Origin of the sequence: Huintestinicola butyrica, assembly GCF_025567215.1 — a bacterium.
Lineage (GTDB): Bacteria > Bacillota > Clostridia > Oscillospirales > Ruminococcaceae > Huintestinicola > Huintestinicola butyrica.
This window is the reverse complement of sequence record NZ_JAOQKB010000006.1, coordinates 89,334-113,501: the sequence shown is the minus strand read 5'-3', so window position 1 is coordinate 113,501 and position 24,168 is coordinate 89,334. Positions and strand designations below refer to the sequence as shown.

22 protein-coding genes are annotated in these 24,168 nt (G+C 48.0%); 9 read left to right on the top strand and 13 right to left on the bottom strand.

The annotated features are described in order from the left end of the window. Position 1: 1 nt before the first annotated feature. The 11 genes from OCV68_RS08320 to spoIVB all read right to left on the bottom strand — a co-directional run bounded on the left by OCV68_RS08320 (position 2) and on the right by spoIVB (position 13,702). Entirely contained in the window at positions 2 to 4,330 is a 4,329-nt protein-coding gene (locus OCV68_RS08320) for a PolC-type DNA polymerase III (protein WP_262572014.1), read from the bottom strand. After that, positions 4,324 to 5,382, bottom strand: coding sequence for a flavodoxin-dependent (E)-4-hydroxy-3-methylbut-2-enyl-diphosphate synthase (gene ispG / locus OCV68_RS08315; RefSeq protein ID WP_022475937.1), 1,059 nt, complete (start codon positions 5,380 to 5,382; stop codon positions 4,324 to 4,326). Before ispG ends, OCV68_RS08320 begins: the two co-directional genes overlap by 7 nt. Before the next feature lie 41 nt (positions 5,383 to 5,423). Next, entirely contained in the window at positions 5,424 to 6,464 is a 1,041-nt protein-coding gene (gene rseP, locus OCV68_RS08310) for an RIP metalloprotease RseP (RefSeq protein ID WP_262572013.1), read from the bottom strand. A 15-nt stretch (positions 6,465 to 6,479) separates the two neighbouring features. After that, positions 6,480 to 7,637: a 1-deoxy-D-xylulose-5-phosphate reductoisomerase gene (dxr, locus tag OCV68_RS08305; RefSeq protein ID WP_262572012.1), complete on the bottom strand. Its 1,158-nt coding sequence runs from the start codon at positions 7,635 to 7,637 to the stop codon at positions 6,480 to 6,482. A gap of 80 nt (positions 7,638 to 7,717) precedes the next feature. Then, the gene (locus OCV68_RS08300) at positions 7,718 to 8,578 is read right to left on the bottom strand and encodes a phosphatidate cytidylyltransferase (RefSeq protein ID WP_262572011.1); all 861 of its coding nucleotides are present in this window, start codon (positions 8,576 to 8,578) and stop codon (positions 7,718 to 7,720) included. A gap of 2 nt (positions 8,579 to 8,580) precedes the next feature. Then, positions 8,581 to 9,258, bottom strand: a complete 678-nt coding sequence (uppS, locus tag OCV68_RS08295) for a polyprenyl diphosphate synthase (RefSeq protein ID WP_262572010.1) — start codon at positions 9,256 to 9,258, stop codon at positions 8,581 to 8,583. 87 nt (positions 9,259 to 9,345) lie between these two features. Beyond that, positions 9,346 to 9,900, bottom strand: coding sequence for a ribosome recycling factor (frr, locus tag OCV68_RS08290; RefSeq protein WP_147621674.1), 555 nt, complete (start codon positions 9,898 to 9,900; stop codon positions 9,346 to 9,348). A 43-nt stretch (positions 9,901 to 9,943) separates the two neighbouring features. Continuing rightward, positions 9,944 to 10,660, bottom strand: coding sequence for a UMP kinase (pyrH, locus tag OCV68_RS08285; RefSeq protein WP_022475943.1), 717 nt, complete (start codon positions 10,658 to 10,660; stop codon positions 9,944 to 9,946). Positions 10,661 to 10,765: 105 nt separating this feature from the next. Next, a complete protein-coding gene (locus OCV68_RS08280; RefSeq protein ID WP_262572009.1) occupies positions 10,766 to 11,371 on the bottom strand; it encodes a DUF4358 domain-containing protein in 606 nt (201 codons plus the stop codon). 54 nt (positions 11,372 to 11,425) lie between these two features. Continuing rightward, a complete protein-coding gene (locus tag OCV68_RS08275; RefSeq protein ID WP_262572008.1) occupies positions 11,426 to 12,283 on the bottom strand; it encodes a GDSL-type esterase/lipase family protein in 858 nt (285 codons plus the stop codon). Positions 12,284 to 12,460: 177 nt separating this feature from the next. Continuing rightward, entirely contained in the window at positions 12,461 to 13,702 is a 1,242-nt protein-coding gene (gene spoIVB / locus OCV68_RS08270) for a SpoIVB peptidase (protein WP_262572007.1), read from the bottom strand. A gap of 451 nt (positions 13,703 to 14,153) precedes the next feature. Between spoIVB and OCV68_RS08265 the strand changes: the two genes are divergently transcribed. The 5 genes from OCV68_RS08265 (at position 14,154) to OCV68_RS08245 (ending at position 17,540) form a co-directional block, all read left to right on the top strand. Further along, positions 14,154 to 14,621, top strand: coding sequence for a hypothetical protein (locus OCV68_RS08265; protein WP_262572006.1), 468 nt, complete (start codon positions 14,154 to 14,156; stop codon positions 14,619 to 14,621). A gap of 25 nt (positions 14,622 to 14,646) precedes the next feature. Next, positions 14,647 to 15,636, top strand: a complete 990-nt coding sequence (locus OCV68_RS08260) for a LacI family DNA-binding transcriptional regulator (RefSeq protein ID WP_022475948.1) — start codon at positions 14,647 to 14,649, stop codon at positions 15,634 to 15,636. A 26-nt stretch (positions 15,637 to 15,662) separates the two neighbouring features. Next, positions 15,663 to 16,580: a 1-phosphofructokinase gene (gene pfkB / locus OCV68_RS08255; protein WP_022475949.1), complete on the top strand. Its 918-nt coding sequence runs from the start codon at positions 15,663 to 15,665 to the stop codon at positions 16,578 to 16,580. Beyond that, a complete protein-coding gene (locus tag OCV68_RS08250) occupies positions 16,577 to 17,092 on the top strand; it encodes a dCTP deaminase/dUTPase family protein (RefSeq protein WP_147621680.1) in 516 nt (171 codons plus the stop codon). The genes pfkB and OCV68_RS08250 overlap by 4 nt, the downstream gene beginning before the upstream one ends. A 121-nt stretch (positions 17,093 to 17,213) precedes the next feature. Beyond that, complete coding sequence (locus OCV68_RS08245) at positions 17,214 to 17,540, top strand: P-II family nitrogen regulator (protein WP_022475951.1); 327 nt, start codon at positions 17,214 to 17,216, stop codon at positions 17,538 to 17,540. A 71-nt stretch (positions 17,541 to 17,611) separates the two neighbouring features. Here the strand turns inward: OCV68_RS08245 and OCV68_RS08240 are convergent, their stop codons facing one another. After that, entirely contained in the window at positions 17,612 to 18,004 is a 393-nt protein-coding gene (locus OCV68_RS08240; RefSeq protein ID WP_022475952.1) for a PaaI family thioesterase, read from the bottom strand. A gap of 139 nt (positions 18,005 to 18,143) precedes the next feature. On the opposite strand from OCV68_RS08240, the gene OCV68_RS08235 reads away from it, so the two are divergent. Both OCV68_RS08235 and OCV68_RS08230 read left to right on the top strand, forming a co-directional pair. After that, positions 18,144 to 19,046, top strand: a complete 903-nt coding sequence (locus tag OCV68_RS08235; protein WP_262572005.1) for a dipicolinate synthase subunit DpsA — start codon at positions 18,144 to 18,146, stop codon at positions 19,044 to 19,046. 28 nt (positions 19,047 to 19,074) lie between these two features. Continuing rightward, complete coding sequence (locus OCV68_RS08230) at positions 19,075 to 19,671, top strand: dipicolinate synthase subunit B (protein WP_262572049.1); 597 nt, start codon at positions 19,075 to 19,077, stop codon at positions 19,669 to 19,671. A 52-nt stretch (positions 19,672 to 19,723) separates the two neighbouring features. Here OCV68_RS08230 and abc-f read toward each other — a convergent pair whose 3' ends face one another. Continuing rightward, positions 19,724 to 21,211 carry a ribosomal protection-like ABC-F family protein gene (abc-f, locus tag OCV68_RS08225; protein ID WP_262572004.1) on the bottom strand — a complete coding sequence of 496 codons (1,488 nt, stop codon included), beginning with the start codon at positions 21,209 to 21,211 and terminating at the stop codon, positions 19,724 to 19,726. Positions 21,212 to 21,615: 404 nt separating this feature from the next. Here abc-f and OCV68_RS08220 point away from each other — a divergent pair, with 404 nt between their 5' ends. Further along, positions 21,616 to 22,305, top strand: a complete 690-nt coding sequence (locus tag OCV68_RS08220; RefSeq protein WP_262572003.1) for an HAD family hydrolase — start codon at positions 21,616 to 21,618, stop codon at positions 22,303 to 22,305. Between the two features lie 99 nt (positions 22,306 to 22,404). After that, the gene (argS, locus tag OCV68_RS08215) at positions 22,405 to 24,153 is read left to right on the top strand and encodes an arginine--tRNA ligase (protein WP_262572002.1); all 1,749 of its coding nucleotides are present in this window, start codon (positions 22,405 to 22,407) and stop codon (positions 24,151 to 24,153) included. The last annotated feature ends 15 nt before the right edge of the window (positions 24,154 to 24,168 follow it).

Genomic DNA, 24,168 nt, shown 5'->3' with positions numbered 1-24,168 from the left:
CTCAGAAAAGACTTATCTGGTCGGACTTAGGCAGATCGCCCATGGCTCCGATAGACTCCAGCTTCTCGATAACGGACTTTGAAACTCCGCTGCGCTCCTGAAGCTCATCAATAGAAATGAAATTTCCCTGCTGAACCGTGTCATAAAGCGCCTTTGCCGCATTTTCACCAACGCCGTCCGCAGCCGCAAAGGGCATACGTATCTTTCCGTCCTCCACCTTGTATTTTGTGGCGTGGGACTTAAAAATATCAATGGGCAGGAAGTCGTAGCCTCTTGCCATCATCTCGTTGGTGAGCAGCAGCATATCATATGTGCCCGAATCCTTGGCAGTCTTGTCATTTCCCTTTGCCTTTATCTCGTTCATCTTGAACTTGACGGCTTCTCTGCCCTGCATAGCAGTTTCGGCATCGAAATCTTCGCCACGAACTGTAAATATGGTAGCGTAAAATTCCAGCGGATAATAGACCTTGTACCACGCAAGCTTGTTGGCTGCAATAACATAAGCCGCCGCATGGGCTTTCGGGAACATATATTTTATTTTCAGACAGCTGTCAATGTACCACTCCGGAACATCGTGGTCACGCATGGTCTGCTTCATCTCCTCGGTGAGGAGCTTTGGAGCCTTACCCTTACGGGTTATCTCCATTATCTTAAAGGAAAGGTTGGGATCAACGCCGTGATAGATAAGATATGTCATGATACCGTCACGGCAGCCGATAACGTCCGAAATTGTGCATATGCCGTTTTTGATAAGGTCCTGCGCATTGCCCAGCCATACGTCCGTACCGTGAGAAAGTCCCGAGATCTGGAGCAGGTCGGAGAATTTTGTGGGCTTTGCATCAAGAAGCATCTGCATGGCAAATCCCGTACCCATCTCAGGGATAGCAAGGGTTCCTGTCTGCCAGCCGATATCCTCAGCTGTAACGCCCAGCGCTTCGGGAGACTGATAAAGGCTCATTACCTTTTCGTCCGCAGGGAAAATATCCTTTGTCATAACGCCTGTCATGTCTTCAAGATGCTTGTAAAGTGTGGGCACATCGTGTCCAAGCTCGTCAAGCTTCAGGATAGTATCATGGAGTGAATGGAAGTCGAAGTGGGTGGTGACGAAGTTGGACTTTGGGTCTTCCGCAGGGTGCTGAACGGCGGTAAAGTCGTAAACCTCATAATCAGAGGGAACAACGACCATTCCTCCGGGGTGCTGACCTGTGGTTCTCTTAACGCCAGTGCAGCCCAGTGTGAGCCTGTTTTCCTCAGCCTTTGAAACGTGCTTGCCAACGGCTTCAAGATAATGCTTTACGTAACCGTATGCGGTCTTTTCAGCAACCGAACCTGTGGTTCCCGCCTTGAACACGTTCTCGCTTCCGAAAAGTGTCTCGGTGTATTTATGAGCGGAGGTCTGATACTCGCCCGAGAAGTTAAGGTCGATATCAGGCGCCTTGTCTCCGTTAAATCCAAGGAACGTTTCAAAGGGGATATCGTGACCTTCTCTTATGTATTCAGTGCCGCACTTGGGGCACTTTTTAGGCGGCAGGTCATAGCCCGAGCCGACCGAACCGTCGGTTATGAACTCGCTGTTTTTGCAGTTGGGGCAAAGATAGTGGGGCGGCAGAGAGTTAACCTCCGAGATACCTGACATATTTGCAACGAATGATGAACCTACAGATCCACGGGAACCAACCTGATAGCCATGCTCATTGGAGTTTGCAACAAGCTTCTGGGCGATCATGTACAGAACCGCAAATCCGTTTTTGATAATGGAGTTCAGCTCCTTGTCAAGACGCTTCTGAACGATGTCGGGCAGCGGGTCGCCGTAAGTCTCCTTAGCTCTTTGCCATGTGATTCGGGGAAGCTCCTCCTCGGCATTATCCATGCTTGGAGTGAATGTTCCCGGCGGAATGGGTCTGATATCCGGATCGACCATATCCGCTATCTTGTTTGTATTGGTAACAACGACCTCGTAAGCCTTTTCCTTGCCAAGATAGGAAAATTCCTCCAGCATTTCATCAGTCGTCCTGAGATACAGCGGCGGCTGATATTCGGCATCGGCAAACTTGTCGTACATAAGTATCTTTCTGAATATAGAGTCCGCAGGGTCCATAAAATGAACGTCGCAGGTGGCAACAACGGGTATGTTCAGCGCCTCACCCAGCTTAACGATCGTTTTGTTGAACTCCTGCAGATCCTCAACGGTGTTGATGTTCTCGTAATCCTCATCACGGATAAGGAACTGGTTGTTGAGGGCAGGCTGTATCTCCAGATAATCGTAAAATGAGGCTATCTCGCAGAGAACGTCCCATGGTCTGCCGTCACGGACAGCAGTGAAAAGCTCGCCCGATTCGCAGGCGCTTCCCACGATGAGACCCTCACGGTACGTGAGCAGCTCGGACATGGGTATTCTCGGCCGCCTGTGGTAATGGTTCAGGTGGCTGAACGAAACCAGCTTGTACAGATTTTTAAGTCCCGCATTGTTGCGCACAAGTATTATCTGATGATAGGTTCTCAGCAGCCTTGGGTCAACGTTCTTGGTAACGCTGTTTATCTCGCTGATGTTCACACAGCCGTGCTCGGTGATAAGACGTGTGGCAAGCTTGATGAAAATGCGTCCCAGCATTTTTGCGTCCTCAAAAGCACGGTGATGGTCAAACTCGCCCAGTCCAAGATGCTTTGCCACAACATCAAGCTTGTGCTTTTTAAGCTCAGGCAGCATACTGCGGCACATTACCACCGTATCAATAGTGGAAAAATGGAACTCAATGCCGTGACGGAGACATTCCGCACGGATAAAGGACGTATCAAAGCCCGCATTGTGGGCAATAAGTACGGGATCTTCACCGCAGTATTCAATGAATTTTTCCAACGCTTCCTTCTCGGAGGGCGCACCCTTGACCATTTCGCCCGTGATACCCGTAAGCTTTGTTATCCTCTCGGGGATAGGACGCTCGGGGTCGGCAAAGCTGGAAAATGTGTCGCATAGCTCCAGGTCACGGAGCCTTACTGCACCGTACTCGATGATCCTCTCGCCTGTAGCTGAAAAGCCCGTTGTCTCCAGGTCGAACACGATAAGCTCGCCCTTGATGGGAACGTCCTTATAGACCTTGACAGCCTCAACGGTATCATCAACGGAATAGGCTTCGCAGCCGTATATTATCTTAAACTCTCCGCCGCCTTTTCTTATATCATCGCAGGCAGCCACCGCATCGGGAAATGCCTGAAGTCCACCGTGGTCAGTGATGGCAATAGCCTTATGTCCCCACGAATATGCACGCTTGATAAGCTTGTCCGCTGGGGTTATCGCATCCATTTGGGACATATTGGTGTGCATATGAAGCTCAACACGCTTTTCCTCGCAGGTATCAGTTCTTTCAAGCTTTTTCACCAGCATGATATCATTGGCACGCATGATAAATTCGTTGTCAAATGTATCAAAATCTGCCTTGCCCCTGATAACAACAGTGCAGCCCTTTTTGAGCTTTGCAAGAACATTTTCGCTGTCCTTGTCGGCAAAATCCTTTATGGAAATAGAACCTGTGTAGTCGGTAAGGCTAACAGTGGTTATGCGCTTTTCCTCACCCTTTTTGTTTTTTATCTCCTTTTCGGCATAGTCAAAAACATCGCCCCAGATAACAATTCCGTTTCTGGCTTCATTTATATCGCCGATGTTGGTAACGCTGTCGGCATAAATGCGCTTTCCCTTGACTATCTCAGCGCCGTCGCTCATTACGGGGATATCCTTGAAATCAACGGTGACTGTCTGAGGAGCCTCTTCCACATATGCGGGACGTGCAGGAATGTCAGGGTCGGGAATGGGCAGAGAATCGGAATAGACCTGCTTCATCATCTGCTCATAATGGTAGTCATTATCCTGCTCTGTCTGCTTTTCGATAAGTTTTACGGTAAGTTTTACGGAAAATTCCTCATTCAGCAGCTTTGCAAGAGCATTTTCAAAGCCAGCCCTTGACAAAAGCTCCGCACCGCCTCTTTTAAGCTCGATATGTACGGTATTGTTGTCGATATAATAAAACGCACCGTTAAGATGACCGTTTATCACTGCCATATCCTGCTTTAAACGCTTGACAGCCTCGCCCGTGTATTTTGCGTCCAGCATATCGGGAGTATATCTGCACTTTACACGCAGATAGTCCAGCCCCACAGCCTTTGCCGCCGCACGCTCGAACTCGTCAAGGTTATCAAACCTTTGCAGCTGAGTAAACTTTGCAAACAGAACCATCTGCTTGCCGTCCTTGCTGTGGCATATTTTCAGCAGCTCTCCCCTGCCTACGGGGTTGGGGATATTTTCGGTATATTCGGAAAAAAGCTCTTTTATCAGCAATTTCTGTTTTCCTCCCGCAGCTTGTCTATCTCAGACAAAAGCTCTTTCAAAACGTCCTCTTCCTTTACTTTTCTGAGAAGCCTGCCCTTTCGGAAAATAACGGCACAGCCGTCTCCTCCCGCAATGCCGATATCAGCCTCGGCAGCCTCTCCGGGACCGTTGACAGCACAGCCCATGACTGCAACCGTGATATCCTCGGGGATATCCTTTACCGCAGCTTCAACGCTCTTGGCAAGCCCTACTATATCTATCCTTGTGCGTCCGCAGGTGGGACATGACACAAGCTTTACTCCGTGACCAAGACCGATTGCTTTGAGAATATCCTTTGCAGCTGCCACCTCGGTAACAGGGTCATCAGTGAGGGAAACACGGATAGTCTCGCCTATGCCGTCACAAAGCAACGAGCCAATTCCAACAGCCGATTTGATAAGTCCCATATGAGCCGTGCCAGCCTCGGTAACACCAAGATGCAGAGGATATTCAGTCTGCTCTGCCGCAAGGCGGTATGCTGCTATCATTGTCTTAACGTCGGATGATTTAATGGAAATTACGATATCATTGAAATCGCACTGCTCCAGCAGCCTTGCGTGACCTATAGCGCTTTTGACAAGAGCCTCGGCGCAGGGGCCGCCGTACTCGGCAAGAATATCCTTTTCAAGGGAGCCTGAGTTAACGCCTATCCTTATGGGGATATTTCTTGCACGGCAGGCATCGGCAACAGCCTTTACCCTGTCCATTCCGCCGATATTTCCGGGGTTTATGCGTATCTTATCCACGCCTGCTGCGGCACATTCCAGCGCCACCTTATAATCGAAATGGATATCCGCAACCAGAGGCACGGATATCCTGTTCTTTATGGCTTCAATGAGCCGTACATCTTTAAGCGACGGCACGGACACACGAATTATCTCACAGCCTGCCTCTTCAAGCGCCATTGCCTGACGGACATTGCCCTCCACGTCATCAGCAATAACATTGAGCATGGACTGGATATATATTTTCTTACCGTCAAAGGTAAGGTTTCCGACTTTTACGGGGTGGAGCTTTCTCATTTTGCATTCTCCTTTGATTTGCGGTATCTTTCAGCACAAGGCTACTTTATGATATTCTTCACATCATTGAATGTAACAAAGAGCATAAGCAGCATAAGCAGTGCAAAGCCCGCAAAATGTATCATACCCTCTGTTTCGGGCTTCATGGGCTTTTTGCGCATCGCTTCGATGATAAGGAAAACCAGTCTGCCGCCGTCAAGAGCAGGCAGGGGCAGGAGGTTGAAAATTCCCACGTTTACCGAAATAAGCATAGCTATTTCAAGCAGAAATCCTATATCAAAGCCTGATTCCTGAGCGCTTTCCGAGATAACCGTAACTATTCCCACAGGGCCCTGAAGATTGTTAAGGCCGTATTTGCCTGTGATAAGGTCTTTCAGTGAAAGGAGCACAAGGCGTGAATAGTAACAGAACTTGTTTCCCGCCTGAGGAAGAAGATCAGCTGCTCCAAGCTTCTTGGCATATACCTTGAAATCATAGTTGAGCACACGCTCGCCTGTTTCTTCATCAACAGTGAGCTGGAATTTTACACCGTTCAGATCAAGCTTCCGGCCGTCACGCACTACCACAAAATCAAGTACGCCGTCCTCGTCATTTCTGAGCTGATAGATGATGTCATTTGCAGTGAAGATATGCAGTCCGTTGACCTTTACTATCCTGTCGCCCACCTGCATACCCGCTGCCTGACAGCCCGAACCGTCGGATATCTCGGCAACGATATTTGTGGTGTATTGCTGTGCCACCAGAAGTGTCACTATGGAAATAAGAAAACCGAGTATCAGGTTCATTATGGCACCTGCTGCAATAACTGCCATTCTGCGCCAAACAGACTTGCTGCGGAAGCTGTTCTCGCTGACAGCTTCCTCGTCCTCGTCCATGGAGCAGTAACCGCCAAGGGGCAGGATACGAATGGTAAAAAGCGTGTTTTTACCCTGCTTTTTGAATATCGCAGGGCCCATTCCTATGGCAAATTCCTTTACGTCTATCCCACATTTTCTCGCAACGATAAAGTGACCGAACTCATGTACCACCACGATCACGCAGAAAATAAGGATCGCACAGATGATAGAAATAACTGTACTCATTAGCTCCTCCGAAAATCAGCAGATGTGATATCTGCTGTCAATAAACGCTCTTGCAGCCTTATCTGCTTCAAGAACCGTGTCAACGCTGTCGGCGCACTTTACGGGTATCTCATCAAGTGCGGCGCATACTCCCCTGCCTATATCGTTAAAGCCTATCTTTTTGTCAAGGAAAAGCTCAACTGCACGCTCGTTGGCACCGTTCACAATACTTCCCGCCGTTCCGCCTGTTTCGGCTGCCCTGACAGCCGCAGCAAGGCATGGAAAAGCCTCCATATCTGGCTTTTCAAAGGTAAGCCTGCCATAATCGGTGAGGAAAAGCTTACCTGATGCCGAGGGCATACGCTCGGGATATGTAAGCGCCAGCTGTATCGGTATCTTCATATCGGGAACGCCAAGCTGAGCAATGACCGCATTGTCCGCCAGAACTATCGCCGAATGGACAACGCTCTGCCTGTGGACAACTATCTCCACATCAGAGGGCTTGACGTGAAAAAGATGACACGCCTCCATAAGCTCCAGCCCCTTGTTCATAAGTGTGGCGCTGTCAACGGTTATCTTTCTGCCCATTGACCAGTTGGGGTGCTTGAGCGCCTGCTCGATAGTCACATTTTCAAGCTCTTCAAATTCCTTTCCAAAGAAAGGCCCACCCGAAGCGGTAAGGATTATCCCTTTGAGCTGCTTTGAAACGTCACCCTTTATGCCCATTATGCACTGAAAAATTGCGCTGTGCTCGCTGTCAACGGGAAGTATCTGTCTGCCAAGGTCGGCAGCCAGCTTCATAACGATATCTCCGCCTGCAACAAGAGTTTCCTTGTTGGCAAGAGCAACGTCCAATCCGCTTTCAAGAGCTGCAATAGTAGGCTTTAATCCGACCATTCCCACAACGGAATTGAAAGTGATATCCGCAGTATCGTCCGACGCAAGGGCGCACAGTCCCTCCATACCCGTAAGTATCTCGGTGCCTGTTCCGAAAAGCTCATTTTTTAAAGGCTTGACATATTCCTCATCAAAGATGCAGACCCTTTTCATGCCGAACTCTTTTGCCTGCTCGGCAAGTCTTTTATAGTTGCTTTTCAGAGCAGCGGAATGTATGCCGATGCCGTGGAGCCTGCATACCTCGGCAGTCTGAGTGCCGATAGAGCCGCCCGATCCCAGCAGATTTATCTTCTTCATAAAAACGTCTCCAAAAAAATCAAGGTGCTGCCCTGCTCCGAATTTATCCGAGCTCGAAACAGCACCGTTATTTCACATCATCAGCTAACGCTGGAAACAAATATATTCTGACCGAATGCGTTGAAAACCAGCATGATATAAGGAAGCACAAAATAAACGCTGTCAAAGCGGTCAACTATTCCGCCGTGACCGGGAAGTATCTTGCCGTAATCCTTGATACCGTACTCTCTTTTGAGAAGTGAAGCTGAAAGGTCGCCCACCATGCTGATGGGAGTTGCTATCATCATTACAACGGAAAGCAGCAGGTAATTTACCTCAAAATCAATTCCGTTCAGGTGCATAACATACTTATAGCCCATTGCGTAAAGAATGAAAACAATGACAGTTACCACAAGTCCGCCTACTGCGCCCTCGACTGTTTTCTTGGGAGAGATATCGGGGCAGAGCTTGTGCTTTCCGAAGAATGTACCTACAAAATATGCACCGCCGTCAGGTATCCACGCAGCCATAAGAGCCATTATAACATAGGATATGCCATGAACGCTGCTCATATTCTTCAGAGATACAAGGCAGGTAACGGAAAGTGTGATAAGGCAGGTGGTGGTCACCATCACAGCCAGCTTGTCAAAGGGCAGGCGCTTGTGATCGGCAACATATCCCGCAAACATCAGGAACACGATAACAGAAGCTGCAAACAGTCTCCAGATATCGCCGATAAAATCAAACCATGTAAGCAATGGTATCGTCACAGCAAAGGCAATGCACATTGCAAAATGGCCCGGATACTTATTCACACCGCAGCCGCAGGCATGGAGAATCTCATACACGGACATTCCCGCTATTGCCGCTACAACAATGGGATAAAGCACGGTATTGCTGAGTATCATTACGATTATGCCAATAGTAATGCCGATTATAGCAGTTATGATTCTTGTTTTCACGGTCAAACACCTCCGAAGCGCCTGCTTCTTGAAGCGTATGCTTCAAGAGCCTTATCCAGCTCTTTTTCATTGAAATCAGGCCATAAAACATCTGTAGAATACAGCTCGGCATACGCCGCCTGCCACAAAAGGAAATTGGAAAGCCTCAGCTCGCCGCTGGTGCGTATGATAAGGTCGGCATCGGGTGCTGAACCTGTGTAAAGCATTCCCGAAAAAAGCTTCTCGTCAATATCGGAGGGCTTAATGTCCCCATCGGCAGCAGCTTCCGCCAGTCGCCTTGCCGCATAAACAATATCATCTCTGCCGCCGTAGTTCATCGCAAACATGATCGTCATAGAGTCATAGCCCGCAGAATTTTGCTCCAGCTTTATCATGCGCTCCCTGAGCTTTTCGGGGAACGGCTCCTTGCTGCCGAGAAACATTATCCTTGCTTTTTTGCCCGTAAATCGGTCAGCCTCGTCAAGATAATCATAAAAAAGGCGCATAAGAGCATCTACCTCTTCCTTGGGGCGCTTCCAGTTTTCGGTGGAAAACGCAAAGAAAGTGGCATACTTTATTCCCCTGTTTCGGCAGGCGTCCATTATCTTGCGGAGATTATCGGCTCCCGCCTTATGACCCGCAGGACGTGGAAGGCCACGCTTAGCAGCCCATCTTCCGTTGCCGTCCATTATAAAACCCACATGAGCAGGAACATTTGCAGTGTTTTTAGAAAGATCAGATGCGCTTATAACTACACAACCTCTCTGTAAATCAAATATAGCCGCAGATCAGACGGTCATGATCTCCTTTTCCTTGTCAGCAACAACTGCGTCGATATCATCAACAGCCTTGTCAGTTACCTTCTGGAGATCCTTTTCGATAGACTTCATGTCGTCCTCGGTGATCTCGGAATTCTTCTTCATAGCCTTGAGCTTGTCAAGAGCATCTCTTCTTGCATTTCTTACAGTTACCTTAGCCTCTTCGCCGTCAGCCTTTACCTTCTTTACAAGCTCCTTACGGCGCTCCTCAGTGGGCTGAGGGAATGCAAGACGGAGTACCTTGCCGTCATTTGTGGGAGTGATTCCGATATCGGAAGCAAGGATAGCCTTTTCAATATTCTTGAGAGCAGACATATCCCAGGGCTGGATAACCAGAACTCTTGCCTCGGAAACGCTGATTGCAGCCATTGCGTTGATAGCTGTGGGAGTGCCGTAGTAATCTACCTGGATCCTGTCGAGAACAGCAGGGTTAGCTCTTCCTGCTCTTACTGTGGTAAGCTCTCTTTCAAGGGCTGCGAGGCACTTGCTCATTTTCTCCTGGGCTGTTTTAACTGTTTCGTGCATATTGATCTTTTCCTTTCAAAGTATATTTATCACGTATTATTGCTTATTCGGGAACTACGAGTGTTCCGACATTCTTGCCCATGCAGGCATCATAGATATTTTCGGGACGGTTGAGGTCAAAAACAAGAATGGGAAGATTATTGTCCTTGCACATGGAAGCAGCGGTGCTGTCCATTACCGCAAGATTTTTGAGAAGTATCTCATTGAATGTGAGCTTATCGTACTTGACAGCGTCATCATACTTGTTGGGGTCCTTATCGTAAACGCCATCTACCATTGTAGCCTTGAGGACGATATCTGCCTCGATCTCGGCAGCTCTCAGAGTTGAAGCGGTATCTGTGGAGAAGAAGGGATTTCCCGTTCCGCAGCCGAAGATAACAACTCTTCCCTTTTCAAAATGTCTTACAGCCTTGTTTCTTATGTAAGGCTCTGCGACCTGAGGCATTGAGATAGCAGTCTGAACACGTACATCAAGTCCCATGGACTCCAGCACATCAGCAACAGCAAGTGCATTCATTGTGGTCGCAAGCATTCCGATATGGTCTGCACGGGTCCTGTCCATAGCGCCGCTGGAACGGCCTCTCCAGAAGTTTCCGCCGCCTACAACGATACCCATCTGAACGCCTGCATCGGCGCACTTCTTTATGCTTGCGCATATGGGCGTGATAACGCTGTAGTCAAGACCTGTTTTCTTATCTCCCGCAAGGGCTTCTCCGCTGAGCTTGAGAAGAACTCGCTTATATTTGATCTCATCGGGCATAATTCAAACATCCTTTCCCTCTATCATACATTTTCAATTATCTATTTTACACTATTTTGCTTATAATGTAAAGAGTTTTTTGTAAAAACTTGTCACAGAGAGAAATTATTTTACATAATTATCAAAAATATTTTCGCAGGCTGCGTTGTCGGCTGTAACAACATACATATAATAACCGCCGCTGTACTTTGAAAAATAATTCTCCAGCTTGTCATACTCATCGGGATTGTAACCCTCGAAATCCTTTTCTCTTGCAGTAATGCGCTTTTCAACCGCAGCTTCAAGAACCGCTTCGTCGATATCGGAAGCATCTATAACGAATATCTCATCTGCAAATCCGCCTGAGCCGCAGATGGACATTGCAAAGTCGCAGCCCTCGGGGATCTCAAAATCAAGATACATATGAACACGGTCAGCGCCGATATCAGCCATGGAGGGCAGCTCTACGGTGTTTTCTATCTCAGCAACGATATCCGCACAGGTAAAAGCTTCCTTGGTCTCGGAGGTCTCAGTTGTTTCCTCAGTCTCGCTGACGGTAGTTTCCTCGGAGGAAGCCGCTTCTGTTTCGCTCACAGTCTCGGAAACGGACTCAGTGACGCTTTCGGTCTCCGACTGAGCGGAAGTATCTGCAGGAGCCCCGTTTTCTGCCCCGCAGGCTGTCATCATAACAGCACATAAAGCCGCCGCAGCGGCAAGACAATATTTCTTCATATCTACTATCACCTTTCAGAAAGATCTGCTGTTACAGACCTTTTCATATTTTTCTTATTCTCCGCTGTAAACGTGTGTACGAAGATATTCAAGCATAGTCCTGTAGGTAGGCTTCTTGAAATGCACACCGTCTGCCTCGGCGTCCTCCTCGGGAAATCTTCCGTCGGGACCTTTGAGTGCCGTGTTAAGGTCAACATAGTAAACACAGCGGTTGTTTGCAAATTTAAGCAGATCGGCATTGAAGCTGTCGATATCCGAATTAAGGATAGGATTATCCTCGTCAGTTTCCCTCTCCCCTGTTACGGGCGGAACGGAAATGACATAGATATCCGTATTTTCCCTGTTGATGCTGTCAATAAAATCGCCGTAATATGACAAAAGCTGCTCATCGGTATAGGTTCCCAGCATATTAAGTCCCAGCAGGATATAAACATGCCGGGGAGAAGCGGCATTAACCTTATCGGCTGCAAGGATCTCGCTTCCGTCTGCATTTGTAAGAGGTGTAGTGCCTATACTGACAACGCTCATTCCGATGCCTGCAGCGATCTGCTCCTCGGGGATAAAGCCGTATGTGCCAAGTCCCACCATAAGGGAGTCGCCCACAAACATACAGTCATCAAAGTAGCTTTCATCTACCTCTGCACTTTCGGCAATGGGGTTAATGTCGGCAGTAGATGTTCTTTCGCTCACCGCCTCCGTTTCTGTTTCTGTTTCCGAAACGGTCTGTGTAACAGTAAAAGCCGTCACCTGAGATGCGCTGCCGTCAGCTTGGGGCTTATCATCGGCAGGCGAGCTGCTTTTCATATAAAGAGCAAAGCACGCAGCGAAGCTTGCTGCGGCAAATAATATTACAAAAGAAATACGGAATTTGATGCCGTTTTCCTTCTTTTTGCGGTCATAGTATGAGGACAAATCAATTCCATCCTTCCGAGTCTGAACCAACTTTCATTATGCCTGTAAGACAACTAAAAATATTATACTACAAGCTCATACAAAAATCAACAGCCCACATAATTAAAATTCTATGAACGTAGATGCTTGTAGCTATGTACAGGGAACACATTTATTCAGTGTGTTCCCTGTAAAGTCTTATCCCGCCGCACTTTTGGCACATTCAAGCATGGTGTCGGCAAAAATGCCATATCCCCTTGTAGGGTCACGGACAAGCACATGAGTGACCGCTCCCACAAGTTTGCCGTTCTGGATAATGGGACTGCCGCTCATTCCCTGAACTATGCCGCCCGCTTTATCCAGCAGCCGTTCATCGGTCACATGAATGACCATATTCCTGCAGTCGGTGGAATTGCCCATATCTATCTTTTCGATCTCGACCGAATAGCACTCAGGCTCGCAGCCGCTGATGGTGGCATATATCTCAGCCGCACCTGTCTGCACTTCCTGCCGCATTGCCACGGGAACTGCACTTTTAAGTGTGGGACTGCTGCCCATTTTGCCGTAAACGCCGCATTCGCTGTTTTCAAGCAGGCTTCCGCTGGCTTTGTCGGAGGTGAACATTCCGATAAGCTCTCCCGGAGCGCCTGCCGTGCTTTTTTTCACGCCGCTGATATATACGTCAGCCGCTTCACCGCAGGACATGGTAAGCATCTCTCCCGTGTCCGTATCGCAGACAGGGTGTCCAAGACCTGCAAATATCCCTGTGGAGGGGTCATAAAAAGTCACCGTGCCTATGCCTGCGGAGCTGTCTCGCACCCACATTCCCGCACGGTAGCTGTCGTCCGAAGCCGCTTTGCTCGGTTTGAGAAAAACCACTCTGTGCTCACCGCTGCGTATCAGCTCCACACCAAGGGTCTTGCCGCCGCTTTCCTCGATAATGCGGCTCACGTCCTTATTGCCCGAAACAGGCTTGCCCGAAATGCTGACGATAACATCGCCCTCGTCAATGCCTGCTTCCCTTGCAGGCGATATGATACCGTCACCAGTGTCAAAGCCCGTAAGCTCCACTACCAGAACTCCCTCGGTCATAAGCTTTATGCCAAATGGCGTTCCGCAGGGAATTACCACAGGCTCTGCCACCTCGGTGACATTTACATTCTTTATGGGAAATACGCCGAAAAGGGTCAGCTGCTCAGTGCGGGAAGCCAGCGCCCCAGACATTGCCGCCGCATTCTGCGGGCACTGCACATAAAAGGAATAATTTTCAGGAATAATACTCTCTGAACGAACTGCTATATGCTCGCCCAGCTTCAGATTTTCTCCGCCCGTAACAAGATAATTATCGGGGAGAGAAACGTTATAATAAAGGATACCACCCGTAAGTGCCGCAAGGGCGGCACACGCCGCACCACGGAGCAGTTTAAGTGCTGATACCATATCTTCATCCTCTCCGCAGCTCTCCGCCGCATCTTTTACCGATCTACGATAAAGCCGAGTAAACAGCATCTTATTGAAAGCCTGTACAGCTTTTATCGTTCATCGGCACGAACTTCCTGCCGCAAGGTGCCGACCGCAGCACACAGCACAACAGAGTGCATTCTTTGTCGGAACTTACCCTTACTGTTTTAATATTTGCACCGCACTTCAAAATATAAGAGTTTTATATTCTGTAATTTTACCCCCATTCTTTTAAAAATCAAGTCGGATTTAGCATTAAATGTACATATGTCCATTTCTGCATTTTATTGGTCATTTGTCACTCACCTGCAAATTTTTATTATCGGGTCAAAAATCGCTTGCATAGGCGCAAAAAATGTGATATAATGTTATATTAGCAGTGCTGTGATGATACAGCGGTTTTATTTTACAGGAAAGAACGGTATTTTTTATGGAAATTTTCAGAAAGATAATCCTGGGGCTGAGCTGCGCCGCATTTGCGGTATGCTGCCTTTTTCTGAATCTTATGGGCGGAATAGGACTTATGTCCAATAACTATACTGACATCGGAAGAGCACTGATAATTTCCGTAGTGCTTCTCGGTCTATCGCTGCTGCTGGCTTTTTTCAGGAACCGGATAACAAATCTCGGCTCAGCGCTTCTGAATATTGCAGGAACTGTTTTTTACATATACCCGATTTCAGTTCTCAACGGGATCCCCAATGCAACTGTACCAAAAGAAAGCGTTGAGGTGCTCACATCAAGGATATATCCCGCAATAATCGTTACGGTGCTTCTGGCAATAGCTGTTTTTGCGGATATCTTCTCATATGAACGCTCGGTAAAGCGTGCCGAGCGCAAAAATGCAAAGCTCAAAGAAAAGAACCGTTCTCTCAAAGAGGACGAAAAGATCGTATAAATTTCCGAAAGGAATGGTAATATAAATGAGTGTCACTATTAAAGATGTAGCCAAAGCGGCAGGCGTATCGGTAGCAACTGTTTCACGAGTGCTCAACAACAGCTCGGCAGTATCCGATGAGACTGCGGCAGCAGTTAACGAGGTCATAAATGAAATGGGTTACAGTCCCAATTTTCTCGGCAGAAACCTGAGAAAATGCGAGACAAACAATATCCTTGTTATTCTGCCCTCAACTGAGCATACTGTTTACAGCAACATCATCAATGGTATGCAGGACGCAGCATATCCGTTTTATGATATTTTCCTCAGTACAAGCAACAGCTATCTTGATACCGAGATGCGTCTGCTTAATATGCTCTTTAACCGCACAGTCGATGCGGCAGTGCTTCTCGGAACTCAGATAGACGGTGAAAAACTCAACGAGCTGAACAAGAGCTATAACATTGCTCTCTGCTGCGAGCGCAGAGAGGGTGCAAATGTTCTCACCGTTACTATCAATGACGAAGCGGCGGCTTTTGACGCTGTAAGCTTTTTCCTGAAAAAAGGAAAGAGGAAGATCGCTCTTATCACCACTGTAACAAGCGCTCATTCCTCTCACGACCGAGAAGCGGGATATACTCGTGCTCTGGCAGCTTACGGCATTGAAAAGGACGAAAAGTACATCTACCGCTGCTCATATGATTACACCGACGGCTGTGAGGCACTGAAATATTTTATGAGCCTCCCCGAGCCTCCCGAGGCAGTTTTCTGCATTTCCGACCTGCTGGCAGTTGGCGTTATAAAGCAGGCTTCCCGTGACGGCATTGCCATCGGCTCACAGCTGGAGGTTTGCGGCTTTGATAACATCAGCCTCAGCGAAATGTATATCCCCGGTATAACCACCGTTGCTCAGCCCGGATATGAAATGGGCAAGACAGTTATCACAAAGCTTCTGGAAAATATGCACAAGACCGAAAAGAACAATGAGCATATCATTCTGGATCACGAGCTTATTATCCGTGGCTCGGCAAAATAAATACATCTGCAAAAAAGGAATTTTTTATGATATATACAGTTACCTTCAATCCCGCAGTTGACTATGTTCTCAGGCTCCCAAGCCTTAACGGCGGAAGCGTGAACAGAACCACCTCAGAAAAAATATGCTGGGGCGGAAAGGGAATAAATGTTTCATATGTGCTGAAAATGCTTGGCACCGAAAGTACCGCATGGGGTTTTGCCGCAGGCTTTACAGGTGCAGCTCTTACTGAAGCGGTAAAGGAAATGGGTATCTCCGCCGACTTTATCGCCCTTGATGAGGGCTTTACAAGAATATGCGTCAAGCTTTTCGAGACTGACAGCGCAAGAGAAACTGAGATAAATCCCGGCGGTCCCGTTATCAGCAGCGAAGCCATTGATAAGCTGCTGAAGAAAACCGACACTCTTAAAAGCGGTGATGTACTTATTCTTGCGGGAAGCGTGCCAAAGTCCGTTCCCGAGGACATTTACGAGACTATCTGCCGCAGGCTTGAAAACAGCGGCGTGCTTATTGCTGCAGACGCTTCAGGCAGCCTGCTCACAAAACTTCTCAAATATAAGCCTTTTCTGATAAAGCCCAATCATCACGAGGCGTCCGAGCTTCTGGGCTGTCCGATATACAATGCAGATCAGGCGGAAGCCTGTGCACTGAGACTGCGTGTTATGGGAGCATCAAATGTTATCGTGTCTATGGCAGAAAACGGCTCTGTGCTTGCAGCAGAGGACGCAAACGTATATCGAATAGGCGCTCCCAAGGGCACCGCTGTCAACTCTGTAGGCGCAGGCGACTCAATGCTTGCAGGATTCATTGCAGGATACATAAACACCAAAAATTATGAGACTGCCCTCAAATGGGGTACAGCCGCAGGAAGCGCAACCGCATTCTCCGCAGGACTTGCAGACCGTCCCACATTTGACAGGCTTTTAAAGGAGATCTCGGAATGAACAGGATCGCTGAATTCAAAAAAATATCAAAGGAGCAGTTCTTGGCTGACGGCGCAAGACTTCTTCCAAACTATTCGGAAGCCGAGCTTTCACAAATGTATGAGGATATCCGCCTGCCAAAGCGTGCCACATCAGGCTCCGCAGGCTATGACTTTTATATTCCCTGCCCCATAAAGCTTATGCCCAACGAAACAATAACTATCCCCACAGGAATACGTGCAAGGATAGATGACGGTTGGTTCCTTATGTGCTGCCCCAGAAGCGGACTTGGCTTTAAGTACCGCCTGAGGCTCGACAACACCGTTGGCATTATCGACAGCGATTATTTTGGCGCTGACAACGAGGGTCATATCCAGATAAGGATAACCAACGAATCAAACAGCGGCAAAATACTTGAGCTGAAGGCCTCCGACGCATTTGCACAAGGAATCTTCATGCCTTTCGGAATAACAGTTGATGATGCAGCCGAGGACAAGCGCAGCGGCGGTTTCGGAAGCACTTCTGCAAAATAAATTTAGCTGAAATGAATTTTTATTTTTGATTTCCTGCATTTTCACGTTTTACCCACTTGACAAATGCTCCAAAAAGAGTTACCATATATTTATAAAATAATGCTGTAATGGAGCGATGTTTATGAAAATGGTAAAAGCAATAATCCGTCCCGAAAAGGTTTCAGATGTGCTTACCGCTTTGGCGGATAACGGAATATATCCTGCAACAAGAACAAGCGTTCTTGGCCGTGGAAAGCAGCAGGGACTTAAAGTAGGCGCTATCCATTACGATGAAATGCCCAAGGAAATGGTCATGGTTGTGGTGGAGGATGAAATGGTGGATAAGGTAGTTAACGTTATGATAACCGCTGCCCGAACAGGCGGCAAGGGTGCATACGGTGACGGAAAGATATTCATTATCCCTGTTGAACAGGCTATAACCATAAGCACAGGCGAATACGGTCTGTAATATACTATTCTAATCTAATGACATAAAAAAAGCAAAACGGCTGTCGTGAAATACCGGCAGCCGTTTTATTGTTAGCCCACATGACAGCCTGTGATAGTCACAGCCGCAGCCTGCCTGCCAGTCTCGTCGTAAACATTGACGTTGTAGTAGCAGGTAGTGCGTCCGTCCTTTACACAGTGCGCCTCGGCATAAAGCATATCGCCCTTGGCAGCACTGAGAAAAGCTATGTTGGAGCTTATGGAAACAACACCCATTTTCTCATGGTTCGATGCCACTGCAAAGGCAAAGTCCGCCAGTGTGAAATAAACTCCGCCCATAACGCCGCCCATGGCATTTTTATGCTTGCGTTCAAGCTTTACGGAGCATTTTGCGTATCCATCGCCTATCTCCTCAATGACGGCGCCATTCTCGGTAGCAAACCTGTCATCTGCAAAAACTTCTCTTACTTCTTCTAAGGTCTTCAAATCCGTTCACCTGTCCTTTTATGCTTTAAATTACTGTTATTATACCACATTTTCCGCAAAAATACAATAGAAATATTTGACCGTTACATATACGAACCGCAGCGCACTGCTCCGCATATAATGTGTAAGGGCAGGATAAATGCCCATTATTCAGGAAAGGAAATGCGCCATGTCCGACACATATATTATCGCAGGCGGAGATATGCGTTTTTCAGCCCTTGCCGAACAGCTTGGGGATAAGCACAGGGTCTATACCGTCGGCTTTGACAAAAACGTTTTTACATCAGACAAAATCACAGTGGCAGACAATGTTATGTCCGTCCCTCAGCGCACCGATTATCTGGTGCTTCCCCTGCCGCCCTCGTCGGACGGCATTACACTCAGCACGCCATTTTACCGAGGCACCATATCCCTCAAAGAGCTTTCGGGCAAGGTGAGGGACGGCGGCATCGTTTTCGGCGGCAGGATATCCCCGCAGGTGCGTGAGATATTCTCCTCCAAGGGGATAGAGGTCATCGACTACTTTGAGCGTGAGGAGCTGTCCGTCCTCAACGCCCGTGCAACAGCAGAGGGCGCCGTGCAGATAGCACTTGAGGAACAGGCTGTAACCCTTGCGGGAGAAAAGGTGCTTATCCTGGGAATGGGACGCATCGCCAAAGCGCTTATCAGGATACTTAGCGGCTTCGGAACAGAGATGACCGTATGCGCAAGAAAATACTCCGACCTTGCATGGGCTGAGATATTCGGCTGCAAGACCATACATATATCAGAGCTTAAAAGCTCTGGTGTTCTTTCGGACTCGGAGCTTATCTTCAACACTGTCCCCCACCTTGTCCTTGATGAAAGCGCACTGTCCCAATGCTCCAAAAGCTGCCTTATGATAGACCTTGCCTCAAAGCCCGGCGGCATGGATTTTGAAGCCGCAGGCAGAATGGGGCTTCGTGCCATATGGGCGCTGTCCCTACCTGGAAAGACCGCACCCATAAGCTCGGGAAAGATAATCGGCAAGGCTATCGAAAACATACTCATCGAACGAAAGTAACATACACACCTTTTACAAGGAGGTGAACATCTTGACAGACAGCATATCACCCCTCAGCGGAGCAAAGATCGGATTTGCCATGTGCGGCTCGTTCTGCACCTTTTCCAAGGCATTTGAGCAGATGATAAAGCTGAAAGCCGCAGGGGCTGAGCTGACCCCCATAATGTCATACAACGCCTCTTCACTTGACACCCGCTTCGGCACAGCCGAGGAAAACATCATGACCGCCGAAAACATTTGCGGAAGAGGCGTTATCAACACCATACCACAGGCAGAGCCTATAGGTCCGAAAAAAATGTTCGACCTGCTTATAGTTGCCCCATGCACGGGAAATACGCTGGCAAAGCTCGCCTGCGGCATAACCGACACACCCGTGACAATGGCAGTTAAATCACACCTGCGCAATGCGAGACCTGTACTTATCACAGTTTCCACCAACGACGCACTGTCCGCCTCGGCAAAAAATATCGGAACACTGCTTAACATAAAGAACATCTGCTTTGTTCCGTTCAGGCAGGACGATTTCATCAAAAAGCCCACATCGGTGGTGGCTGATTTTGCAAAGCTTCCCGAAGCCGCCGCAGCCGCACTGTCTGGCAGACAGCTCCAGCCCATTCTTTCATAAACACGCAAATACGATCGGGAGCCGATGCGAAGATCATCAGCTCCCGATTTTTTCAGAATGTTATGACCTTATCCGCTATCCCGTCGCAGAATGCCTTGTCATGCTCCGCAAAAAGCATAGTGGGTCGGTACTGTATGATAAGCTGCTCCAGCTGCATACGTGAGATAACGTCGATATAATTCATCGGCTCGTCCCAGATGTGGATATGCGCCGAATCGCAGAGGCTTGCCGCCAGCAGGACTTTTTTCTTCTGCCCCGAACTGAATCCGCTCATGTTTTTTTCAAACTGGACACGGGCAAAATCCAGCTTTCGCAGAATAGCAAACAGCAGGCTTTCATCAATCTCTCGCTGACGTGCAAAGTCAAACAAGCTGCCCGAAAGCTCCGATGCGTCCTGAGAAACGTAGGATATTTTCAGTCCCCTGCCGATAATTATCTCACCGCCGTGAGGGATATCCTGACCGCAGATAAGCTTCATCACAGTGGATTTTCCGCAGCCGTTTGTGCCCATAAGCAGCACACGCTCGCCCTTTTCAACGGTGAAATTAAGACTGCTGAAAATTTTTCTGCCGCCAAACTCCACTGACACATTCCTGAACTGCACCAAAGTATCGGCGTGAAAATCCTCCTGCTTTATTTTAAGAGCATCTGCCCTTTCAATGTTTTTGAGCAGTGCGGATTTTTCTTCTATCGCCCTGCTGCATCTGTACTCGATCGCCTTGGCACGCTTCATGGATTTTTTGGATTTTGCTGCCTCTGTCGGCCGTCGGGTCAGGCTTTTTTCAACCTTGGTCGGGTCAAAGCCTATCTTTCGCTTTTCCGCCCTGTCCGACCACTCAGCCTTTTCGGCAGCGGTCTTTTCAAGGCGCTTTATCTCGCTTTTAAGCTTCTCATTCTCCGCAAGCTCAAAAGCATCTCTGCGCTCCTTGTTTTCCAGCCATACGGAGAAATTGCCCTTTGTTATCTCAATATCCGCATGGTTTATGGCAAGGATATGGTCAACACAGCTGTCCATGAACGTGCGGTCGTGAGACACAAGTATAAATCCTTTCTTGCTGTTGAGATATCGGCTGAGCAGCTCTCTTCCGTGCATATCCAGATGATTTGTAGGCTCATCAATGAGCAGAAAGCTGTTCTCCCGCAGGAACATTGCCGCAAGCTGCAGCTTTGTCTGCTCTCCGAATGAAAGGGTCGAGTAGGGGCGGTATAGGACTTCCTCATCAATTTCGAGAAGATTCATTTCACGGACAAGCTCCCAGTAAACGTAATCAGGACATATCCCGCCGATAACATCTATTGCATCAGCCGATCTGTCGCTGACTTCATAAGGGAAATACTCAAAATCAACATCAGCGGAAATGCTGCCGCTGTACTCAAATTTACTCTGAAGAAGATTCAAAAATGTAGTTTTTCCCCGACCGTTGCGTCCCGTGAAGCCAAGCTTCCAGTCGGTATCAATGCGAAAACTTACGTGTTCAAAGATGTTGTCATAGCTGCCCTCATAGGCAAAAGTAAGGTCTGTGATATTTATAACTGACATAATATGCGCCTCCGATGCAAAAAAATAAGCCGCAGGAAAGCTCATCTCCTGCGGCAGTTACACCGAATAAGGCGCATAGGGACACAATGCACCGTATCAATATAAAAGTCGGGAATATGCACATCTTTCCTGCAATGGCGCACTGAAACTAACGCATATAAAATGCGCTTTAAAAATTTTCATATGCACCTTAAAATTCAGCAGGAAACAGTACGCATCTTCCCAACTCCAATTCTTGTTGATATTTGCAGTTCAAACTGTTACAGCTTTGACTGCAAGTGTATTATAGCACCCGAAACTCACGTTGTCAAGAGCTTTCTTTAAATATTTTTCGTTGACATCACAAAAAAGCAATGATATAATCAAAACAGCGCAACACAAAAATAATGATTGTGAGGAAAGCTATGCAAGCTGTATTTATTGATATTGACAACACTCTGCTTGATTTTGAGGAATACGTGAAGCAGTCCATGAAAACGGGCTTTGAGCATTTTGGATTAAAACCTTACAAACCGTATATGTATGACATCTTTACCACTGAAAATAACAAGCTCTGGCGCATGATAGAAAAGGGCACCATCACATTTCCCCAGCTTGAACAGATAAGGTGGAACAACATTTTTCATTCCCTTGGGATAGAATTTGACGGAGAGACTTTTGAAAAGTATTTCCGCCATGCTCTTAACGAAAGCGCCATACCTGTTGCGGGGGCATATGAGCTGCTGGAATATCTGCACGGAAAGTACATACTTTGTGCGGCAAGCAACGGGCCTTATGACCAGCAGCTGCACCGCCTTGAACTGGCAGGCATGAAGAAGTTTTTCAGCTATTTCTTTATATCCGAGCAGATAGGTGCATCAAAGCCGTCTGAGGAATTTTTTGCCCGCTCTTTTGAGATACTGAACGATGGACGTGAAAAGCCTATTATGCCAGGCGAAACCATAATAATCGGCGACTCCATGTCCTCCGATATGGCGGGTGGAAAGGCCTTTGGCATGAAGACATGTTATTTTTCCAACGGAAAGGCTGCGGCTGACAATATCGGTGTGGATCATATTGTGGGCAGACTGAAAACAGTGGAGGATTTTTTGTAAGGCGAAAACAAGCCCAAATGCTTGCATCTTACTTGACATATCATAAAGTATATGGTAAAATCAAGCTATATATGATTTGTACAAAGGATGGATATATAAATGCAGACTATTACCAAGGCTCTTACAGATATCGTTACCGCTGCATTCGTTAAATGCGGCTATCCCGAGGCTTCGGGCGTTGTTACTCCCTCTGACCGTCTTGACCTGTGCCAGTTCCAGTGCAACGGTGCTTTTGCGGCTGCAAAGGCTTACAGAAAGTCTCCCATTGCCATCGCTTCCGAGGTTGCGGAAGTCCTCAGCAGCGAGGAGATCTTTGCCAAGGCGGAAGCCGTAAAGCCCGGATTCCTGAACCTTACCCTCAGCGACGAATATATGCTCTCCCTTGCGGCAGGCATTGACAGCGATAAATTCTGCGGCGTTCCTCAGGCTGACAAGCAGGAAAAGATCGTTATCGACTACGGCGGACCCAACGTTGCAAAGCCCCTGCACATCGGTCATCTCCGCTCGGCTATCATCGGCGAATCCCTGAAAAGACTTGCCCGTGCCTGCGGCTGCACCGTTTACAGCGATGTTCATCTGGGCGACTGGGGTCTTCAGATAGGTCTGGTAATCGCAGAGCTTTCCGAAAGATATCCCGACTGGAAGTGCTTCTCCGAGGACTTCAAGGAGTCTGACGGCGTTCCTCCCCTTTCCGCTGAGCTTCTCTGCGAGGTATATCCCTTTGCCAGCAAGAAGAGCAAGGAAGACGATGATTTCAAAGCAAAGGCTCACACTGCCACCTTTGAGCTTCAGAGCGGCAGAGCAGGCTATATCGCACTCTGGAAAGAGATACTCCGTGTTTCTATCGCCGACCTGAAAAGCAACTATGAAAAGCTGGGCGTTGATTTTGATTACTGGTACGGCGAGAGTGACGCTGACAAATACATTCCCGAGCTTATGAAGATACTGGAGGACAAGCACCTCTCCCGTGAAAGCGATGGCGCACTTGTTGTTGACGTCGCAAAGCAGGACGACAAGGCTCCCATGCCTCCCGTTATCGTCCGCAAGTCCGATAATTCCAGTATTTACGCCACAACCGACCTTGCAACCATTATTCAGAGAAACAAAGACTTTGCCCCCGACAAGATCTGGTACGTTGTTGATAACCGTCAGGAGCTTCACTTTACTCAGGTGTTCCGCTGCGCACGCCTTGCACAGCTTGTACCCGACAGCACTGAGCTTGAATTCCTCGGCTTCGGCACCATGAACGGCAGCGACGGCAAGCCCTACAAGACCCGTGACGGCGGAGTTATGAGACTTTCCGACCTTATCGAGACCGTTACCAACGCTTCCCTTGAACGTCTGAAGGATTCTGCTCTTGTTGCAGGCGAGGACAGAGAGGCATACGCAAGAAAGATAGGCATGGCAGCCATCAAGTTCGGCGACCTTATCAACCACCGTTCCAAGGACTATGTTTTTGACCTTGACAAGTTCATGTCCACCGACGGAAAGACAGGCGTATATCTTCTCTACACCGTTTCAAGAATAAACTCGATCATGAAAAAGGCTGAGGGCATCACTCCCCGTCTCACAGGCGTTTACAGCGAAGCAGAGCGCAGCCTTATCCTGAAAATGATAATGACAGGCGATGTTATCGAGCACGCCATGAACGAAAAGGCTCCCAACTACATCTGCGAGAACGCATATCAGCTGGCAGTGGCTTTCTCCTCATTCTATCACGAGAACCACATCATCAGCGAGCCTGACGAGAACAAGCGTTCAAGCTGGCTTGCTCTTGCAGCCCTTACCAGAAAGATGATAGTAAAGCACCTTGATATCCTGGGTATCGAGCCTGTTGAAAATATGTGATTGTGCATAATGCAG

Excerpts from the sequence above, each read along its gene's own strand:
- ispG (WP_022475937.1), bottom strand. The coding sequence starts at position 5,382 with ATGAGAAAGCTCCACCCCGTAAAAGTCGGAAACCTTACCTTTGACGGT.
- rseP (WP_262572013.1), bottom strand. The coding sequence starts at position 6,464 with ATGAGTACAGTTATTTCTATCATCTGTGCGATCCTTATTTTCTGCGTG.
- dxr (WP_262572012.1), bottom strand. The coding sequence starts at position 7,637 with ATGAAGAAGATAAATCTGCTGGGATCGGGCGGCTCTATCGGCACTCAG.
- frr (WP_147621674.1), bottom strand. The coding sequence starts at position 9,900 with ATGCACGAAACAGTTAAAACAGCCCAGGAGAAAATGAGCAAGTGCCTC.
- pyrH (WP_022475943.1), bottom strand. The coding sequence starts at position 10,660 with ATGCCCGATGAGATCAAATATAAGCGAGTTCTTCTCAAGCTCAGCGGA.
- OCV68_RS08280 (WP_262572009.1), bottom strand. The coding sequence starts at position 11,371 with ATGAAGAAATATTGTCTTGCCGCTGCGGCGGCTTTATGTGCTGTTATG.
- spoIVB (WP_262572007.1), bottom strand. The coding sequence starts at position 13,702 with ATGGTATCAGCACTTAAACTGCTCCGTGGTGCGGCGTGTGCCGCCCTT.
- OCV68_RS08265 (WP_262572006.1), top strand. The coding sequence starts at position 14,154 with ATGGAAATTTTCAGAAAGATAATCCTGGGGCTGAGCTGCGCCGCATTT.
- OCV68_RS08260 (WP_022475948.1), top strand. The coding sequence starts at position 14,647 with ATGAGTGTCACTATTAAAGATGTAGCCAAAGCGGCAGGCGTATCGGTA.
- pfkB (WP_022475949.1), top strand. The coding sequence starts at position 15,663 with ATGATATATACAGTTACCTTCAATCCCGCAGTTGACTATGTTCTCAGG.
- OCV68_RS08250 (WP_147621680.1), top strand. The coding sequence starts at position 16,577 with ATGAACAGGATCGCTGAATTCAAAAAAATATCAAAGGAGCAGTTCTTG.
- OCV68_RS08245 (WP_022475951.1), top strand. The coding sequence starts at position 17,214 with ATGAAAATGGTAAAAGCAATAATCCGTCCCGAAAAGGTTTCAGATGTG.
- OCV68_RS08235 (WP_262572005.1), top strand. The coding sequence starts at position 18,144 with ATGCCCATTATTCAGGAAAGGAAATGCGCCATGTCCGACACATATATT.
- abc-f (WP_262572004.1), bottom strand. The coding sequence starts at position 21,211 with ATGTCAGTTATAAATATCACAGACCTTACTTTTGCCTATGAGGGCAGC.
- OCV68_RS08220 (WP_262572003.1), top strand. The coding sequence starts at position 21,616 with ATGCAAGCTGTATTTATTGATATTGACAACACTCTGCTTGATTTTGAG.
- argS (WP_262572002.1), top strand. The coding sequence starts at position 22,405 with ATGCAGACTATTACCAAGGCTCTTACAGATATCGTTACCGCTGCATTC.